This window comes from Rhodococcus sp. IEGM 1305 (genome assembly GCF_030058635.1).
Classification (GTDB): Bacteria; Actinomycetota; Actinomycetes; order Mycobacteriales; family Mycobacteriaceae; genus Rhodococcus_F; species Rhodococcus_F opacus_D.
On sequence record NZ_JASHKX010000001.1, the window covers coordinates 615,817 to 633,377 of the forward strand.

General features: G+C 64.7%; 16 protein-coding genes. 10 read left to right on the top strand and 6 right to left on the bottom strand.

Translation table 11 applies throughout. The features are described 5' to 3' along the window. Window positions 1-65 precede the first annotated feature (65 nt). The 4 genes from QM693_RS02795 to QM693_RS02810 form a co-directional block, all read right to left on the bottom strand. Complete coding sequence (locus QM693_RS02795; RefSeq protein WP_283351306.1) at window positions 66-821, bottom strand: SDR family NAD(P)-dependent oxidoreductase; 756 nt, start codon at window positions 819-821, stop codon at window positions 66-68. Window positions 822-838: 17 nt separating this feature from the next. After that, window positions 839-1,852 (bottom strand): ketol-acid reductoisomerase, encoded by a 1,014-nt coding sequence (gene ilvC / locus QM693_RS02800; protein WP_283351476.1) that lies wholly within the window; start codon window positions 1,850-1,852, stop codon window positions 839-841. Between the two features lie 137 nt (window positions 1,853-1,989). Next, complete coding sequence (locus QM693_RS02805; protein WP_283351307.1) at window positions 1,990-2,745, bottom strand: SDR family NAD(P)-dependent oxidoreductase; 756 nt, start codon at window positions 2,743-2,745, stop codon at window positions 1,990-1,992. 38 nt (window positions 2,746-2,783) lie between these two features. Next, complete coding sequence (locus QM693_RS02810; protein ID WP_283351308.1) at window positions 2,784-4,070, bottom strand: MFS transporter; 1,287 nt, start codon at window positions 4,068-4,070, stop codon at window positions 2,784-2,786. Window positions 4,071-4,342: 272 nt separating this feature from the next. On the opposite strand from QM693_RS02810, the gene QM693_RS02815 reads away from it, so the two are divergent. From QM693_RS02815 to QM693_RS02860, 10 genes are all read left to right on the top strand, one after another. Continuing rightward, a complete protein-coding gene (locus QM693_RS02815) occupies window positions 4,343-5,179 on the top strand; it encodes an IclR family transcriptional regulator (protein WP_283351309.1) in 837 nt (278 codons plus the stop codon). Window positions 5,180-5,227: 48 nt separating this feature from the next. Then, window positions 5,228-6,397 (top strand): acetyl-CoA acetyltransferase, encoded by a 1,170-nt coding sequence (locus tag QM693_RS02820; RefSeq protein ID WP_283351310.1) that lies wholly within the window; start codon window positions 5,228-5,230, stop codon window positions 6,395-6,397. A 5-nt stretch (window positions 6,398-6,402) separates the two neighbouring features. Continuing rightward, window positions 6,403-8,016 (top strand): AMP-binding protein, encoded by a 1,614-nt coding sequence (locus QM693_RS02825; RefSeq protein WP_283351311.1) that lies wholly within the window; start codon window positions 6,403-6,405, stop codon window positions 8,014-8,016. A gap of 2 nt (window positions 8,017-8,018) precedes the next feature. Beyond that, window positions 8,019-8,945, top strand: coding sequence for a PCC domain-containing protein (locus QM693_RS02830; RefSeq protein WP_283351312.1), 927 nt, complete (start codon window positions 8,019-8,021; stop codon window positions 8,943-8,945). Next, window positions 8,942-10,327: an FAD-binding oxidoreductase gene (locus tag QM693_RS02835; RefSeq protein ID WP_283351313.1), complete on the top strand. Its 1,386-nt coding sequence runs from the start codon at window positions 8,942-8,944 to the stop codon at window positions 10,325-10,327. Before QM693_RS02830 ends, QM693_RS02835 begins: the two co-directional genes overlap by 4 nt. A gap of 82 nt (window positions 10,328-10,409) precedes the next feature. Further along, complete coding sequence (locus QM693_RS02840; protein ID WP_283351314.1) at window positions 10,410-10,928, top strand: gamma carbonic anhydrase family protein; 519 nt, start codon at window positions 10,410-10,412, stop codon at window positions 10,926-10,928. A 695-nt stretch (window positions 10,929-11,623) separates the two neighbouring features. Further along, window positions 11,624-12,529: a 3-hydroxyisobutyrate dehydrogenase gene (gene mmsB, locus QM693_RS02845; protein WP_283351315.1), complete on the top strand. Its 906-nt coding sequence runs from the start codon at window positions 11,624-11,626 to the stop codon at window positions 12,527-12,529. 73 nt (window positions 12,530-12,602) lie between these two features. Then, window positions 12,603-13,172, top strand: a complete 570-nt coding sequence (locus tag QM693_RS02850) for an adenylate kinase (RefSeq protein WP_283351316.1) — start codon at window positions 12,603-12,605, stop codon at window positions 13,170-13,172. A gap of 78 nt (window positions 13,173-13,250) precedes the next feature. Continuing rightward, entirely contained in the window at window positions 13,251-14,753 is a 1,503-nt protein-coding gene (locus tag QM693_RS02855) for an aldehyde dehydrogenase family protein (RefSeq protein ID WP_283351317.1), read from the top strand. 14 nt (window positions 14,754-14,767) lie between these two features. Continuing rightward, window positions 14,768-15,982, top strand: coding sequence for a CaiB/BaiF CoA transferase family protein (locus tag QM693_RS02860; RefSeq protein WP_283351318.1), 1,215 nt, complete (start codon window positions 14,768-14,770; stop codon window positions 15,980-15,982). Between the two features lie 85 nt (window positions 15,983-16,067). Here the strand turns inward: QM693_RS02860 and QM693_RS02865 are convergent, their stop codons facing one another. Both QM693_RS02865 and QM693_RS02870 read right to left on the bottom strand, forming a co-directional pair. Then, window positions 16,068-16,979 (bottom strand): LysR family transcriptional regulator, encoded by a 912-nt coding sequence (locus QM693_RS02865; RefSeq protein ID WP_283332171.1) that lies wholly within the window; start codon window positions 16,977-16,979, stop codon window positions 16,068-16,070. Beyond that, window positions 16,976-17,494: a MarR family winged helix-turn-helix transcriptional regulator gene (locus QM693_RS02870; RefSeq protein ID WP_280781154.1), complete on the bottom strand. Its 519-nt coding sequence runs from the start codon at window positions 17,492-17,494 to the stop codon at window positions 16,976-16,978. Before QM693_RS02870 ends, QM693_RS02865 begins: the two co-directional genes overlap by 4 nt. Between the last annotated feature and the right edge of the window lie 67 nt (window positions 17,495-17,561).

Genomic DNA, 17,561 nt, shown 5'->3' on the forward strand with positions numbered 1-17,561 from the left:
TGAGACAAACGGGCGAATGCACTCTGCTCCGATGTCGTGGAGTACGAACCTCTGTCACGGTGTAGCTATATGTTCAGCAGTCCTGCAGCGACGAATCCGCCGTCGACTGGCAGGGTATGTCCGGTGATATAACCGGCCTGTTCTGAAGTGAGAAACCCAACGGCGAAAGCGATTTCCTCAGGGTTGCCATACCGCCGCAACGGAATGTGGCTGTAATAAGACTTTCGAGTTTCTTCGCTGTGCGTCACATGGGCGAGAGGCGTCTCGATGGGACCGGGTGCAACAGCGTTTGCCGTGATACCCGCATGCCCGAGTTCGACGGCAAATTGGCGGGTCAAAGCGTCGACGCCGGCTTTAGCTGACCCATATGCGGTGCGGCCGACGCCGGCCCGGATCCCGCTGATCGAGCTGACGTTGACGATCCGCCCCCACCTGTGCTCGGCCATCATCTTCGCCGCCCGTTGGCTGCATCGGAAAGCCCCAGTCAGGTTGATGTTCAACGTTTTTTCCCATACGTCATCGGGAAACGACAAAATATCGTGCACTTGTGAAATGCCCGCGTTGTTCACGAGAATGTCGCATCGGCCATGATTTATAGCGAGATCGTCGAAAGTCGACCGGATCGATTCCTTGTCCCCGATGTCTATGTGCTGAGGTTCGGCACTGTAAGACCGGGCGTTCAGCGCAGATGCAACTTGTTCTGCGCTCGAGACGTCGCGATCGGCGACGATGATGTGGTGTCCCGCGTCTGCGAGAACCTCGGCGCACGCAGCACCGATTCCGGAGCCCGCACCCGTGACAATTGCTACTCGAGTATCCATTGCTTTCTTCTCTGGTGTCAGGCGGTTTCGGTGATCGGGCGGTCGACCCAGCTCATCAGGTCGCGCAGCTTCTTGCCGGTGACCTCGATGGGGTGCTCGGCGTTGGCCTTGCGCAGGCCCTCGAGTTCGGTGTTGCCGTTCTCGACGTTGGCGACGAGGCGGCGGGTGAATTCACCCGACTGGATGTCGGCCAGGATCGCCTTCATGCGCTCCTTGGTGCCGGCGTCGATGACGCGCGGGCCGGACACGTAACCGCCGAACTCCGCGGTGTCGGACACCGAGTAGTTCATGCGGGCGATGCCACCCTCGTACATGAGGTCGACGATGAGCTTGAGCTCGTGCAGCACCTCGAAGTACGCCATCTCGGGGGCGTAGCCGGCCTCGACCATGACCTCGAAACCGGTCTTGACCAGTTCCTCGGTGCCGCCGCAGAGCACGGCCTGCTCGCCGAAGAGGTCGGTCTCGGTCTCTTCCTTGAACGTGGTCTTGATGACGCCGGCGCGGGTGCCGCCGATGCCCTTGGCGTAGGACAGCGCGAGGGCCTGGCCCTCACCCTTCGGGTCCTGGTCGATCGCGATGAGCGCGGGAACACCCTTGCCGTCGACGAACTGACGGCGCACCAGGTGGCCGGGGCCCTTGGGGGCGACCATGCCGACGGTGACGAACTCCGGAGCCTTGATCAGGTCGAAGTGGATGTTGAGGCCGTGTCCGAAGAACAGCGCGTCGCTGTCCTTCAGGTTGGGCTCGATGTCATTGGTGAAGATCGACGCCTGCGCGGTGTCGGGTGCGAGCACCATGATCACGTCGGCCCACTCGGAGACCTCGGCGGGGGTACCGACGGTCAGGCCCTGCTCCTCGGCCTTCGCGCGGGACTTCGAGCCTTCCTTGAGGCCGATACGCACATCGACGCCCGAGTCGCGCAGGCTCAGCGAGTGCGCGTGGCCCTGGCTTCCGTAACCGATCACAGCGACCTTACGGCCCTGGATGATCGACAGATCGGCATCGTCGTCATAGAACATCTCGACTGTCATCTTGCTGGCTTCCGCGATGGACACTCTGCTGCTTTCTCTCGCTGGGGTGTGGAGCGGTCCGACGGGACCGATCCCTTTTGTAAAACGGTGGGGGTTTCGGGGGTGGTTGGCCGAACGCCTCGACGAACAGAAACCGTTCAGTCACTGAGCATTCCGGCGGCGAGGAAACCGCCGTCGACGGGCACGACGTGTCCGTTGATGTAGGACGCTGCCTCCGAGGCGAGGAAGCCGACGGCGGCGGCCACCTCGTCGGGGGTGCCGTAGCGGTGTGCGGGTACGTGGTTGTTGTATGCCTCGCGCATCGCTTCGGTGTGCACTTCACGCGAGAGTGGTGTTTCGATCGGGCCGGGGGCCACGGCGTTGGCGGTGATGCCGCGCGGTGCGAGTTCGACGGCCATCTGTTTGGTCAGAGCGATGAGCGCGGCTTTGGAGGTTCCGTAGGCGGTGCGTCCGGTGCCGGCCCGGATCCCGCTGGTGGACGCGATGTTGATGATGCGTCCCCACTCGTGGTCGAGCATCAGCCGGGCTGCGTGCTGGCCGCACCGGAATGCCCCGGTGACGTTGATGTTCAAGGTGGCCAGCCAGTGATCGTCGGGGTAGTCGACGAAGGGGTAGGTGCGGGCGATACCGGCGTTGTTGACCAGGATGTCGCAGCGCCCGTAGGTGTCGGCGAGCCAGGCGAATCCCTGGGCGATCGATTCGCTGTCGCCGACGTCGAGGCGGACGGCTTCGGCGACGGTGCCGCGGTCTGCGAGGGTCTTCGCGAGCTGGTTGGCGGCCTCGTAGTTGAGATCGGCCAGGATCACGTGGTTGCCCTGAACGGCAAGGTGTTCGGCGATGGCTGCGCCGATACCGGCGGCGGCTCCGGTGACCAGTGCGATGCGTTTGATCATTGCCTATCTCTGTTCTGTATGCCAGGTCGGCGGAAGAGTTAGAGCGACTGCTCGAGTGCCTGGGAACGGGTGCGGCGCGCGTCGACGACCATGACGACCGTGGCGGCGATGAGGATGCCGACACCGACGATCCAGAATCCGGATGCGGTGTTGCCTTCGGTGGCGACCAGGCCGATGAGCAGAGGTCCGACGAGCCCGCCGAAGTTGCCGCAGAGGTTTACGAATCCCACTGAGGCTCCGGCCTGGTTACGGGGCACGATCTGCATCACCCAGGTCCACCACAGGGCCAGGGCCGCGTAGATCGAGCCGGCAGACAGCACGAGCATCGCGAAACTGAAGGCCACTCCCAGATCGATGAAGTGCTGGGCGAGCATCGCTGCTCCACTGAGTCCGATACACGGGGCGATGAAATAGCCCAAGGAGCGGCCGGTGGTGACAGCGGCCTTGGTGACGACATACATTGCGACTGTTCCGCACAGGAATGGGATGGCGGTGAGCAATCCGACCATCAGCGACCCTTCACCGGTGAGGTCGCCGATGACGGTGGGTAGCCACAAGGTCAGCGCATAGATACCCATCGCCCAGAAGAAGTACACCAGCGCCAACAGCCACACGGTCGGGCGGGCGAATACCTGCAGCAAGGTTGATTCGTCGGCGGTTTCGACTGTCCGGGTGGTGACGATGTAGTCGCGTTCCTCGTCGCTCAGGTGAGGATTGTCCTCGGGGCGCTCGGTGACGGCGAAGTGCAGCCAGACAGCGACGAGGATCGCCGGGATGGCCTGGATGATGAACATCGCTCGCCAATTGGCTAGGTCGATCAGCCAGCCCGACAGTGGTGCCATGACTGCCGCCGACAGCGGCACCGTGTACATGGTCAAGGCAACCGCGAGTCCGCGTTCCCGGGAAGGAAACCAGCTGATGAACATGACCGCGAAAGCAGGGAAGATCGCGCCTTCGGCCAGTCCCAGCACGACGCGGGCAGCCAGGAGCACCGGATAGTTGTGCACGACTCCGGTCAGGCCGGCGGCCAGGCCGATGATCACCATGCAGACCACGATGATGGTTTTGGCGTGGCCCCTGTTCGCCCAGGCTCCGGCGGGCATGCCGCTGAGGACGTATCCCCAGAAGAAGGCCGAGAACACCACACCCATCGCAGCGGCGCTGAGCTGAAGTTCTTCCGCCAGGTGGGGGGACGCGACGCTGATGTTGGTGCGATCCATGAAACAGATGAAGTAGGTCACGAACAACGGCACACCAACCCGTGACCAGCGGGCCTGCCGGAAGTCGATTCGGGGTGGCTGTTCATTCACCATCGTCTTCGTCATTGGTTGCGGGTCCTGTCTGTGATCGAAGCAAAACAGCGTGTGAGCGGGGAGCGGATACCACGAACGCTGAGCTCGTGACCTCGGTCACGATGTCGAAGCAACTGTGAGCCCGCGTGCCCCGAGGCGTCAACCAAGTCCACAAAAGCCCAGCAAAATGGTCCACATAGCGGAATAGTTGACTGAGACCACGGTCACTCCTATCGTGCAAGAAGTGCTGAGAGGTACTTTCAACACGAAATCGCATTCCACAACTCACCTCTAGGGATTCCATGATGCGGAACGATTCCCCCGCTTCGGCCGCAGCCGACCGACAGCCGACCACCGGAACGCAAAGTGTTCGCCGAGCCCTCAACTTGTTGTCGATGGTCGCCGGGCACGAACGGATGGGCGGGCTCTCGCTGGCGGAGTTGGCCTCCGAGAGCGGGTTGAGTAAGCCCACGGTGCATAGACTCCTCGCGGAGTTGGTGAGCAGTTGCTATCTCGAGCAGTCCGAGGACCGTAAGTATCGGCTCGGGTCGGAGGCCTACATCATCGGCAGCGCCGCCGAGCGCCGGCACGGGCTGCAGCAGCAGGCATTGGCGTCGGTGGTGCGGCTCGCGCAGGTCTCCGAGGACGCGGCGTTCATCTCGGTGCGCCGCGGAACGCACTCGGTCTGCCTGCACCGCGAGGAAGGGACCTGGCCGATTCGCAGCCACGTGCTGCAGGCAGGGGACCGGTATCCGCTCGGCGTCGGTGCTCATGGCCTGGCGCTGCTGGCTGCGATGTCGCCGCAGGAGGCCTCTGCCGTCACCGCAGCCAATGCCGCAGAGCTCGCGGAGAACTACCCCAACCTCACCCCGGACTGGATCCTCGAGCAGGCCGAACTCGTCCGCCGGCGCGGAGGTGTCGCGGTCAACGAAGGCACCGTGGTTCCCGAGTCGTGGGCCATCGGCATCGCGGTCCCCGACGCCAGTGGCGAACCCGCGATGGCACTGAGCATCGCGGCCATCAGCTCACGTCTGGGTCCTGACCGGCAGGCGCGGCTGGCGATCCTGCTCAAGGAAGAAGCCGCCCGCCTGGCACCGACTCTGCGCCGCAGCGAAGCACCGAAGCTGCACGCAAAAATCTGAAATAACCTACAAACAAACCAGTTTCACACTTATCGTTGGAGGAAACGCATGACCAGTCGAACATCCATCATCGGATGGGGGCACTCGAAGTTCGGCAGACTCGACGAACCCGATGTCACCGCCATGATCGGCTCGGTGGTCCCGCAAGCGCTTACGCACGCACAGGTCACCGCAGACGAGGTCGACGGCCTGTTCGTCGGCGTCTACAACAACGGTTTCTCCGATCAGGACTTCCAGGCTTCGCTGGTCTCTCTCACCAACCCCGAATTCCAGTTCACCCCCGCGATGCGGGTGGAGAACGCCTGCGGGACCGGCAGCGCCGCGGTCTACGCGGCATGCGACTTCATCGATTCGGGCCGCGGCGATGTGGCTGTGGTCATCGGCGCCGAGAAGATGACCGGCGTCGACACCCCACGCGCCGGCGAGATCCTGTTGTCCGGCTGCTACCGGCCCGAGGAGTCGAATGTCTCCGGCGGGTTCGCCGGTGTCTTCGCCGGCATCGCGAGCGCATACGCCGACCGCTATGGCGATCCCAGTGCGGCCATGGCGGCCATCGCCGCGAAGAATCACCACAATGGCATGACCAATCCCTACGCTCAGTTACACAAAGACCTCAGCTTCGAATTCTGCAACGAAGTCTCGGACAAGAACCCCTACGTGGCGGCTCCACTGCGCCGCACCGACTGCTCGCTGATCTCCGATGGCGCGGTCGCACTGGTGATCACCAGCGCCGACCGTGCGAGGACCGCACCACGGCGAGTGTCGTTCCGTGCCCGCGCGCACGCCAACGACTTCCTGCCGTTGTCGCGGCGCGATCCGATCGAGTTCGCCGGTGCCCGCCGAGCCTGGAATCAGGCACTCGAACAGGCCGCGACAGCCACCACTGATCTGGACTTCATCGAAACCCACGACTGCTTCACCATCGCCGAACTCATCCACTACGAAGTCTTCGGGCTGGCCGAACGCGGCCACGGCCACGAGGTGGTCGACGAGGGCCTCGCCCTGCCCGACGGAAAGTTGCCGATCAACCGGTCCGGAGGCCTGAAAGCCAAGGGACACCCGATCGGAGCCACCGGCGTGTCCATGCACGCCATCGCTGCCATGCAGCTCACCGGCGAAGCCGGCACTTTCCAGCTGCCCACCGCAGACCTCGGCGGCATCTTCAACATGGGTGGCACAGCGGTCACCAACTACGCATCCATCCTCGAGAGGTGGTAACCGCCATGACCACAGAGACCGCACCATCGCCGGCCAACCGGCAGCGCACCACCAATCTGGCGACCTTCCTCACCCAGACCGCCGCCCGGCTACCCGATCGACCTGCGATCATTCGGGGCGAGCACACCTGGACGTGGTCACAGCTCAACGCACGCGTCAACGCGTTGGCCGCGGCGATGCGAGAGCATGGAGTCGGTCCCGGCTCCAAGGTCCTGTTGCACAGCGCGAACTGCATGGACTCGCTCACCGTCCTCTACGCCACCTGGCGGGTGGGCGCGATCATCGTGCCCACCAACTACAAACTGCTTCCCGACGACGTCGTCCCCCTGGCCGAGCTCGTCGCCCCGGATCTGGTGATCATCCACGCGTCGAGCGACGACCACGCCCGCGCGCTGTCGGACTACGAAATCTGGTCGATCGGCGACGAAGGAGAGACCGCCGAGTTCGCCAGCGCGCACGTGTCACAGATGATCGAGAAGCACACCGGCCGCGGCAATGTCACCGTCGATGAACCCGTCTACGTGAACTCGCCGGCGTGGTACTTCTTCACCTCCGGCACCAGCGGCCGTCCGAAAGCGGCGGTACTCGAGCACGATCAGATGGCATTCGTCGTCACCAACCACATCTGCGACCTGATGCCCAACCTGACCGACCGCGACGCCACGCTCGTGCTGGCGCCGCTCTCACACGGCGCAGGTGTCCACGCTCTGACTCATGTCGCTCGCGGCGCCGCGGTCGTGCTCACCACCAGCGACACCCTCAACCCCGCCGAGGCCTGGGAGCTCATCGACCGGCACTCGGTGTCGACGATGTTCACCGTGCCCACCATCTTGAACAAGCTGGTTCAGACCGCCCCGGCCGATCATGCTCCCGATAACAGCAGCCTGCGCTACGTGGTCTACGCCGGCGCACCGATGTCGTCGCGGGATCAGCGCGTCGCCCTCGACACTCTCGGCACAGTACTCGTGCAGTACTACGGACTGTGCGAGGTCACCGGCAACATCACCGTCCTGCCTCCGGAGTTGCACGGCACCACCGCCGAACCCGACGGAATCCCGACTGCCGGTTACGTGCGTACCGGTATGACGATCAGCATTCAGGACGACGCCGGCCGCGAACTCGAGCCCGGCCAGCGCGGCGAGATCTGTGCCTGCGGGCCAGCGGTGTTCGCGGGCTATCTCAACAACCCGGAGGCAAACGGCAAGGCTTTCCGTAACGGCTGGTTCCGGACCGGGGATCTCGGCTATCTCGATCCGACCGGGCTGCTCTACATTACCGGTCGCGCCTCGGACATGTTCATCTCCGGTGGTTCCAACATCGATCCACGTGAGGTCGAAGAGAAACTGCTCAAGCATCCCGATGTCGTCGCCGCCGGTGTCGTCGGCGCACCCGACGACACGTGGGGAGAGGTCGGCTACGCCTTGTGCGTCAGGCGCCCGGACTCGTCGCTGACCGCCGACGAGCTGCTGAGCTGGTGCCGAGAGAACATGGTGCGCTACAAGATTCCGAAGCGGATCGAGTTCGCCACCGTGCTTCCGACTTCGGGGTACGGCAAGGTCACCACGGCCCTGCTCGAGGAGGAATTCCGCAAGCGCAACTCCTGGCCGAGCGAGGCCTGACCATGACAACCCTCACAGACCGAGTGCTGCCCGAGGTTCGCTACCTGACCCAACCCGGGACACCGCTGCCCCAACGGATCGACGCGTATCCGACCACCCTCCATCCGATCAGCGTCGAACTGCCCGCCGGAACCCCACTGCTGGAAGCGTTGCGGCAGGCCGTATTCGAGCAGGGATACAGCAGCGCGTTCGGCGAACTGCGGGGCGGGACGTTCACCTCGTTCGACTACTACATCCCGGCGGTCTGCCAGGCCGGCACCAGCGTCGCGACGTTCAGCGACCCGATCACGGGCCGTAGCCCGGCCACGTTCATGCGCGGCGGACTGACGATCGGGCTGCGGGACGGTGAGGTCTTCACCCACTGCCACGCCCAGTTCGTCGACGCCGACGGGATCATGCGCGCCGGACACCTCATCCCGGAGTCGGTCATTGTCGGTGCCGGGGTGACCGCCGACCTGTACGCCAGCCGTGACGTGGCGATGACCGTTTTACCCGACACCGAGATCAACTTTTCGGTGTTCCAGCCGCAGCCCGCCGCCCCCATGAAACCGGCGGTCAACGCATCCGGTGGCTTGCGCTCAGTCGTCGCCCGGGTCCACCCCAACATCGACATCATCGAAGCGATCGAGAATCTTGCTGAAGAGCACGGTTTCGAGACCGCGGTGATCCGGGGCAAGATCGGTTCCTTCGTCGGTGCCACCTTGGTCCAGGGCGACCAGCTCGTCAGCGCCCCGGGGCCCGCCGTTGAGGTCATGTACCTCGACGGAGGAGTTCGCCGCGATGAAACCGGCACTATCCGAGCCGAACTGACCTGCGCTGCTGCAGCTGTCGACGGGAACGTCTACAGCGGCGCACTCGTCCGGGGACACAATCCCATCGCCATGACATTCGAACTCGCCCTGTCCGAACCAGCGGAAGCCACCCAGTGATTACCGACTCCACTGCGATCGACCGGCTCATCGACAGCCTCCCTGCCCAGATCATCACCACCGATCCCGACGTCGTCGCTAGCTACGCCGCAGATCAATCGCAGTTCACCGATCGCGCACTGCCCGTCGCGGTGGCAATGCCCCGGACCACCGAGGAAGTCGCGGCCTGTGTTCGCGTAGCCCACGCCCACGGCGTCGCAATAGTGCCCCGCGGCGCCGGCAGCGGGCTCAGCGGCGGGGCGAACACACCAGCCGACGCGATCGTGCTGAGCCTGCACCGCATGACCGCCATCCGCGAACTCGACACCGACAACCGTATCGTCGTCGTCGAGCCGGGCGTCATCACCGCCGAACTCCGCAACTACGTCAGCAAGGCCGGTCTGTATTACCCGCCCGACCCCGGAAGTGTGGACTTCTGCACGATCGGCGGCAATGTCGCCACCAACGCCGGCGGCATGTGCTGCGTCAAATACGGTGTCACCGGCGATTTCGTTCTTGCGCTCGAATGCGTGCTCGCCGACGGGCGCATCGTGCGAACCGGGCGGCGAACGGTGAAAGGTACCGCCGGCTACGACCTCACCAGCCTTCTCGTCGGATCCGAGGGAACCCTCGCGATCATCACCGAGATCACGCTGCGACTACTCCCGGCTCCGCGCCAGCCACAGACCCTTGTGGCATCGTTTTCCACCCTCGACGGTGCGGGCAAAGCGGTCAGGGCGATCTCCGGTGCCGGAATCACCCCCTCCATGCTGGAAATTCTCGACCGCACCACCGTCAAGGCAGTCGATGACATGACCAAAATGGGTATCGGCGACGACACGGCCGCGCTGCTACTCATTCAGCATGATGGAGTCGATGCGCCCAACGTGCTCGCCGACATCGAACAGCACTGCACGAGCCACGGCGCCGGCGAGATCGTTGTCAGTTCCGACCCAACCGAAGCGGAGATGCTGCTCGAAGCGCGGCGTCAAGCCCTACCCGCCCTCGAACGGCTCGGTGACTGGTTACTCGACGACGTCTGCGTACCGTGCTCACGCATCACCGATCTCATCGCGGCGATCGAGCAGATCGCGCAGCAGACCGGACTGACGATCGGAGTGTTCGGCCACGCCGGGGACGGCAACCTTCACCCCACCGTCATCTACGACAAGACTGATGCCGCCAGCCGTGATGCCGCGCTGGAAGCGTTCAATGCGATCACCCAGAAGGCCCTCGAGCTAGGGGGAACCATCACCGGTGAACATGGTGTCGGTCGTCTGAAGGCCGGGTGGCTGCGCAAGGAACTCGATCCCGTGAACATCGAGGTCCATCGAGCGGTCAAACACGCCTTCGATCCCACCGCAGTTCTGAATCCTGCTGCCGTACTGCACATCCGCGGTTGAAGCACCAGACCTGACCACCCACGTCGAAGCGCCGTCGCCCCCACATCGGTGTCGCACCGAACCAACACTTCGCAAGGACATCATGATCCTCAACCTCGATGACGCACGGACGCCTGCCATCGCACCGGACGCCTGGATAGCACCGACCGCCGTCGTGGTCGGTGCCGTCACCATCGGATCCGAATCCGGAATCTGGTACAACGCCGTGATCCGGGCCGACGCCGAAACAGTCACCATCGGATCGGGAACGAACGTGCAGGACGGGTGTGCGATCCACGCCGACCCAGGCAGTCCCGCCACCATCGGTGACGGTGTCTCGATCGGCCACAACGCCACCGTCCACGGATGCACAATCAGCGACAACGTCCTCATCGGCATGGGCGCAGTCATTATGAATGACGCCGAGATAGGGGAGGACAGCCTTGTCGCCGCCGGCGCCCTGGTGCCCGAACGAACCGTCGTGCCACCCCGATCATTGGTCGCTGGAGTGCCGGCCAAGGTCCGACGCCCCCTCACCGATGAGGAAGTCGACAACATTCGGGCGAACGCAGCGAACTACATGACCCGCCGCACAACTCACGCGAACGCTAAGTCACGGTAATAGTCGGCCGGTCACGAGTCGCGCGCAGCAGCGGTAGATGTCTGTCTGCTCAGGTCGCCGATCACAATGATCAGTCACGTCGGTCCATCATCGTGATCGGCGGCGGCCGCCGCCTGCCCGGCATCGGTTCCCGACAAGGCCGGAGCGATCATCACCAATGCCGAGTAGGTCTCCGCTACTCTGGTGCACAACGGCTCCGTCCACCTCCACCCGAGATGCGGCCTGATTGAATTCTTCACCCGCCCTGTGCGGTTAAAAGGTGCGTCAGGTACGCCAGGTCTTGCTCCGGCGGTAATCCGCGCCAGTGCGTGACAGATGCGACCCGTTGCTTGCTGGGGCGCTCTGAGTGTCGGGTAACCGACCCGATCTGACGTCTTCCTCGGTGCCCGCGGTCAGAAGACCCATTGTCTGGCCCAGGTCTGGCGCGGGCCAGACCGCATCGCCGGGAACACAGGTCAGCAGGTTCGATTCACTTCGATCGTGGTGATGCAATTCTGCACATCCCCATTGCAGGTTAGGTGATTCCACGATCATCCATACGCGGGCACACTGATTACCGTTCCCGGCGGAGAGCGACGCGAAGCGCCATGATCCCCGGGGTTCATCCACGAGCCGTTTGTTCGAATCGATGCCCCAGGTGGGTTTTCTCGGCCCCGTGCGTGGAATGTCGGCTATCACACCGCTAGGAGTACACGATGAGCAAGATCGCTTTCCTCGGGCTCGGTAACATGGGCTTGGGTATGGCCACGAATCTGGTGCGCAACGGCCACACGGTCATCGGATTCGACCCCTCCCCGGTGGCAGCGGAGAAGGCAGCATCACACGGAATCGACTCTGCTGCATCTCCTGTAGACGCAGCGGAGCGTGCCGACGTGATCATCACCATGCTGCCCAGTGGCAAGCACGTACTCGACGTCTACGGTGATCTGGTCGCGGCCGCATCGCAGGGAACCCTCTTCCTCGACTGCTCGACGATTGATGTCGCCGACGCGCGGGCAGCCGCTGACCTGGCTGTCGCAGCCGGGCATCGGGCGGTGGACGCCCCGGTGTCCGGAGGAACCGTCGCCGCCGACGGCGGGACGCTCACCTTCATGGTCGGCGGCCCGGCCGACGCGGTGGACCAGGCCAGCTCACTCCTGGACGCCATGGGGTCCCACATCGTCCGATGCGGCGACTCCGGAGCAGGTCAGGCCGCGAAGATCTGCAACAACATGATCCTGGGGATCTCCATGATCGCCGTCAGCGAAGCCTTCGCGCTGGGCGCGCAGCTGGGCCTGACCGACCAGGCCCTGTTCGACGTCTCGTCGACCGCGTCCGGTCAGTGCTGGGCGTTGACCACGAACTGCCCGGTTCCCGGACCGGTTCCCACCAGCCCCGCCAACCGCGACTACGCCGGCGGGTTCGCGAGCGCGTTGATGCTCAAGGACCTTCGACTCGCGCAGGCCGCCGCGGCGGACAACGGTGTCGATACGACGCTCGGACGACGCGCCACCGAACTCTACGAACAGTTCGTCGCCCAGGACGGCCCGGGTCGCGATTTCTCCGCGATCGTGACCGCGATCCGTGCCGGCGCATTCGACGCGCAGGAACAACAGTCGTAGCCCTCCCACGTAGACCTCGCCCTGTGCCGCGGCACCGGGTGTGAGGCGCTGCTCGATGTGAAAGGAATTCGTTGTGCGCATCATTCTGACAGGGCCGCCGGGAGCCGGTAAAGGCACTCAGGCGCAGTTGCTTTCGACGGCGCTGCAGCTTCCCCATATCTCGACTGGTGACCTGTTCCGTTCCCATATCGCGCAGGGCACGGAACTCGGACAGACGGCGAAATCGTTCCTCGACGCGGGCGAACTGGTCCCGGACGAGGTCACCATCGGGATGGTGGCGGAGCGCCTCGCTACCGGCGACACGGGCACGGGATTCATTCTGGACGGCTTCCCCCGCACCGTGGCTCAGGCGACCGCGCTCGATGAGCTCCTCGGCCGGCAGCTGCGCCAGATCGACGCCGTCCTGGATTTCTCGATAGCGGACGATGCAGTCGTCGAACGGATGCTGGCCCGTGGCCGCGCCGACGACACCGAGGGTGTCATTCGTCGACGCCTGCGGGTCTATCACGACGAAACCCGACCGCTGCTCGATTACTACTCTCCGCTTCTTCTGTCGGTCGATGCAGAAGGTGAGGTCGACGAGGTCTACGCCCACGCGATCGGCGTGCTGTCCGAGCGCGGAAGTGTCGCTCCGTCCGCCTAACGCTTTCGCTAGCACCCACATATTTCCTGACCTCACTGCACTCCAGCAGAGCCATCCGTATATCAAGGAGATTCCGACATGACCTCCACACAAACCTCACTCGCTGAGCTCCACATTCCCGAGGCCCGCGACTACCCCATGTTCGTCGACGGGGCCTGGGTGGACGCCATTTCCGGTCAGTGGAGTGAGGTGACCACCCCGATTCTGCGTGAGCACGTGATCGGCCGGGTCCCGTCCTCGGGCACCGAGGACGTCGATCGTGCGGTGCGTGCTGCGCAGAAAGCCTTCCCTCGGTGGCGGTCTCAGCACTTCACGGCACGGGGCCGGGTCCTGAGCCAGATCGCCGACGCCATCGACGCGCGGGCCGAGGAACTGGCCCGTCTCACCGCCCTCGACACCGGCAACGCGCTGCGCACCCAGGCGCGTCCGGAGGTCGCCACCCTGGCGAACCTGTTCCGGTACTTCGCCGGTGTCGCCGGCGAGATCAAGGGCACGGTTCTGCCCGCCGGTGACGATCAGCTTCAGTACTCGCGGCAGGAGCCGCTCGGCGTCATCGGATGCATCCTGCCTTGGAATTCCCCGCTGATGATCGCCGGATTCAAGATCCCTGCCGCCCTCGTTGCCGGGAACACCGTCGTGGTCAAGGCGGCTGAGGCGGCCCCGCTGAGCGTGTTGCTGCTTGCCGAGATCTGCGCCGAGTTCCTGCCCGCCGGTGTCCTCAACGTCATCACCGGATCCGGCAGGGTCGCCGGCGAGGCGCTGGTCCAGCACCCCGACGTCGACAAGATCTCCTTCACCGGCTCGACCGAGGTGGGGCGCCATGTTGCCCGTGAGGCCGGTGGCCGTCTCGCACATGTCTCCCTCGAACTCGGCGGCAAGAATCCCTCGATCGTTTTCCCCGACGTGGACATCGACGACGACTTCATCAATCAACTGCTGCTGTCGACCCGGGTACACCGGCAGGGACAGAGCTGCACGGCTGGTTCCCGGTTGTTCCTGCACCAGGACATCTACGACGAGGTCCTCGACCGGCTGGTGAACACGTTGGCCGCCCTGAAGGTCGGGAACCCGCTGGATGAGTCCACGGACATGGGCGCCATCATCAACGAGACGCAGTTCGCCTCCGTCTGCGGATTCCTCGACGACGGCCTGAGCTCGTCCCAGGTTGCCACCGTCCTCGACGGATCCCCCGCCAAGGTTCCCAACTCCGACGGCTACTACATGGGACCGACCGTATTCTCCGGTGCCGACAACTCCTGGCGCCTGTCCCGTGAGGAAATCTTCGGACCTGCGCTCGTCGCGATCCCGTGGAACGACCACTCCGACGTCATCGAGATGGCCAACGACTCGCACTACGGTCTCGCCGCATACGTGTGGACACACAACCTCGATCTGGCGCTGTCCACCGCCCACGCCCTCGAAACCGGATGGGTGCAGGTCAACCAGGGCGGCGGCCAGATGGTCGGCCAGTCCTACGGCGGATACAAGCAGAGTGGTCTCGGCCGCGAAGTGTCGCTCGAGGGCATGATCGCCGGCTTCACCCAGACCAAGCAGGTCAACGTGCGCCTGCGCACACTCTGAGAAGGGAGCAGGCCATGACTGTCGGACCACTGAGCGACATCCTCGTGCTCGACCTCTCCCGCGCTTTGGCGGGGCCCATCGCCGCAATGATGCTCGGTGACCTTGGTGCCCGCGTGATCAAGGTCGAAGCCCCGGGCACCGGCGACGACTCCCGCACGTGGGGGCCGCCGTTCGTCGGGCCGGCCGACGACCCGCAGTCGTCGTACTTCATGTCGGCGAACCGGAACAAGGAATCGATCGTCCTCGACCTCAAATCCGAGCACGGCAAGGATGCGCTGCGCCGCCTGATCCGGCGCGCGGACGTGCTGATCGAGAACCTGCGGCCGGGCGCGTTCGACCGGCTCGGCTTTGCGGCCGACGTGCTCGAAGAGCTCAACCCGCGCCTGATCACGTTGTCGATCACCGGCTTCGGGCATGACGGGCCGGAGGGATCCCGCGCCGGCTACGACCAGATCGCCCAGGGCGAAGCCGGGCTGATGTCGGTGACCGGAGACCCCGACGGGGAACCGACGCGGATCGGAGTCCCGATCGCGGACGTCCTCGCCGGTGTCCACGGCGCCACGGGTGTCTCGGCTGCACTGGCATCGAGGGAAAAGACCGGCAAGGGCATGGTCGTGCGGACGTCCCTGTTGGCCGCCGCGATCAGCGCCCACACCTTCCAGGGCACCAAGTGGACGGTCGGCGAGCAGGTCGCGCAGCGGTCCGGCAATCACCACCCGCAGATCGCACCGTACGGAAGCTTCCGCTGCGCCGACGGCTACGTTCAGATCGCGGTCGGCAGCGAGGCGATCTGGGCGAAGTTCGCCCCGGTGGCCGGTCTGTCGGCCCAGGATCCGCGGTTCGCGGTCAACCGGGACCGGGTCGCGGCGCGGGAGGCGTTGATCGCCACGATCGAGGCCGACTTCGCCGACCGCACGCGGGTCGATGTCCTCGCCGCGCTCGAGGCCGCGGGTGTTCCGGCGGGGTCGATCCGCACGATCGACGAGGTCTACGAGTGGGAGCAGACCCGCAGCCAGGGACTACTGGTGCAGGTCGAGCACCCTGTGGTGGGGCCGGTGCAGTTGCCGGGTCCGTCCTTGCGGATGGAAACTGCCGACGGTGCGTCGCTGGTGCGGACCGCGCATGCTGCGCCGCCGGTGCTCGGACAGCACACCGAACAGATTCTCGACTGGCTCGACTCGGTCGACGCCACCGATCCGCTCGATGCGATGGTGCCCGCGCGGGCATGAATTCGGTGAGAGTCCGACTGGCGCACCGGTCAGCGGCGTTGCAGGAGTCTGCGTCCTGCGGCGCCGCCCCTGGTGCGCCCGGCAACTACACAGTGGGGACCAGTTCGTCTCGCCGACTGCGCGCCTCTTCCTGAATCGCCTGCCGGACTGCCTGGACCGCGGGATTGGTGAGGCTTTCGCGGCGCGCGGCCAGGGAGAAGGCGAGCCGAACATCGACGGCATCGGGCAAGATCCTGCGCAGATCGGCGTGCTGGTCCGCCATGAACGCCGGCAACAGCCCGATGCCGCCGCCGGAACGCGTGGCAGCAACATGAGCGAAGATGTTGGTGGACATGAACTTTGCCGCGACACCGGGTAGATGCCGGCTCAAGTCGAGATCCCCGACCTGCAGCAAGGAGTCGACGAAGAAGACCAGCGGGTGCGCTGTCAGCTCGTCCAGACTGCCGGGTTCGCCGTGCTCGCGAAAGTACTCCTCGCTGCCGTACAACCCGAGCGAGTACTGGCACACACGTTCGGAGACCAGCCGACTGGTGATCGGTGTGCCCACCGCGACCGCGAGGTCGAACCCTGATTGATAGAGATTCAATTGCCTTGTATCGGTGATCAACTCGACGACAAGGTGTGGGTGACTCATTCGCAGCTTGGCCAGTGCGGGAGCGACGAACAACGATCCGAATCCGTCCGGGGCGGTGATCCGGATGGTTCCTCGGAGTGCATTCTCACTGATCCCGAGGACCACGTCGGCGGTTTCCTGAACGGCTTCCTCGATCAGTCGTGCTTTCTCCGCGATCGATCGGCCGACATCGGTCAGCTCCCAGCTGTCGGCACTGCGCTGCAGCAGACGGACACCCAGGGCCTTCTCGAGGGCGCGTATTCGCCGCGAGACGGTGGTGTGGTCGACACCCAAGTCCAGTGCCGCGGATTGGCGGCGACCGGTTCGCGCGACGGCGAGCAGGTACCGAAGGTCATCCGAGCGGATGTTGCGTGCGTCGATCACGGCCGGCCTCCTGATAGCTCGACCGCCGTGGTGTGGCGTCCGCCCGGTGCAGCGGTCGATGCACGTCGGGTGGCCGAGAGGAGCTGTTGCAGGTCCTCGTGGAGACGGTGCATGACCTTCGGGTCCGCGAGGGCGACGGCATCGAGGGCGCGGGTCGCCGAGGTTGCCACTTCGCGACCCTTGTCGGTGATCGTGACGAGGGTCGAACGGCGATCGGCGCGATTGATCGTCCGTAAGGCCAATCCGGAACCTTCGAGCCCGTCGATCAGCGTTCCGATGGTGGTGGGATGCCTGTCCAGAGCGCGGACGATCCGCACCATCGGCAGTGGGCCGTGCGCGGCGACCAGCATCGCCAATACCTCGTACCGGGCGAAGGACAGCCCGAGCGGACGCAACGCAGAGTTGAGTTGATGGCTGATCAGCTTCTGCGTCTGCAGGACGGCGGCGATCAGCGACGTGTACGGCGCCACAGAGTCGGCAGCCGGCGCCGAGTGGGGTGGTTGCGCGGTGGCCACCGGAAGCCTCCTAGTTGTCCGGAATGGGCATCGAATAAACACCCTGAGTGTGTATTTCGCGAAACTC

Excerpts from the sequence above, each read along its gene's own strand:
- QM693_RS02855 (WP_283351317.1), top strand. The coding sequence starts at position 13,251 with ATGACCTCCACACAAACCTCACTCGCTGAGCTCCACATTCCCGAGGCC.
- mmsB (WP_283351315.1), top strand. The coding sequence starts at position 11,624 with ATGAGCAAGATCGCTTTCCTCGGGCTCGGTAACATGGGCTTGGGTATG.
- QM693_RS02805 (WP_283351307.1), bottom strand. The coding sequence starts at position 2,745 with ATGATCAAACGCATCGCACTGGTCACCGGAGCCGCCGCCGGTATCGGC.
- QM693_RS02825 (WP_283351311.1), top strand. The coding sequence starts at position 6,403 with ATGACCACAGAGACCGCACCATCGCCGGCCAACCGGCAGCGCACCACC.
- QM693_RS02860 (WP_283351318.1), top strand. The coding sequence starts at position 14,768 with ATGACTGTCGGACCACTGAGCGACATCCTCGTGCTCGACCTCTCCCGC.
- QM693_RS02820 (WP_283351310.1), top strand. The coding sequence starts at position 5,228 with ATGACCAGTCGAACATCCATCATCGGATGGGGGCACTCGAAGTTCGGC.
- QM693_RS02810 (WP_283351308.1), bottom strand. The coding sequence starts at position 4,070 with ATGACGAAGACGATGGTGAATGAACAGCCACCCCGAATCGACTTCCGG.
- QM693_RS02795 (WP_283351306.1), bottom strand. The coding sequence starts at position 821 with ATGGATACTCGAGTAGCAATTGTCACGGGTGCGGGCTCCGGAATCGGT.
- QM693_RS02840 (WP_283351314.1), top strand. The coding sequence starts at position 10,410 with ATGATCCTCAACCTCGATGACGCACGGACGCCTGCCATCGCACCGGAC.
- ilvC (WP_283351476.1), bottom strand. The coding sequence starts at position 1,852 with ATGACAGTCGAGATGTTCTATGACGACGATGCCGATCTGTCGATCATC.
- QM693_RS02830 (WP_283351312.1), top strand. The coding sequence starts at position 8,019 with ATGACAACCCTCACAGACCGAGTGCTGCCCGAGGTTCGCTACCTGACC.
- QM693_RS02815 (WP_283351309.1), top strand. The coding sequence starts at position 4,343 with ATGCGGAACGATTCCCCCGCTTCGGCCGCAGCCGACCGACAGCCGACC.